This window comes from Microvirga pakistanensis (assembly GCF_004458765.1).
GTDB lineage: Bacteria > Pseudomonadota > Alphaproteobacteria > Rhizobiales > Beijerinckiaceae > Microvirga > Microvirga pakistanensis.
On the sequence record NZ_SPJX01000596.1, the window covers coordinates 1 to 223 of the forward strand.

A 223-nucleotide genomic window follows, 5' to 3' on the forward strand; every position below is an offset into this window, starting at 1 on the left:
CCCTGCCCCACGAGCCACGAGAGGATGTGGCGCGACGATCATCTCTACGACGTGGTGGTCGATATCGCCTGGAACCGGGGTCCCATCAGACGCGGCCGCGGCAGCGCCATCGTCCTCCATCTCGCCCGTCCGGGCTTCCTGCCGACCGAAGGCTGCGTGGCCGTGGATCCGCGCAAGATCCGGCGCCTCCTGGGGCGGATCGGGCCGAAGACACGCATCGAGA

The 223-nt window shown here is 69.1% G+C and carries 1 protein-coding gene; it reads left to right on the plus strand.

Annotation, left to right across the window (positions count from 1 at the left end; all coding sequences use genetic code 11):
- The coding region (locus tag E4K09_RS24025) for a L,D-transpeptidase family protein (protein ID WP_166802484.1) at positions 1 to 223 on the plus strand (223 nt) is incomplete at both ends.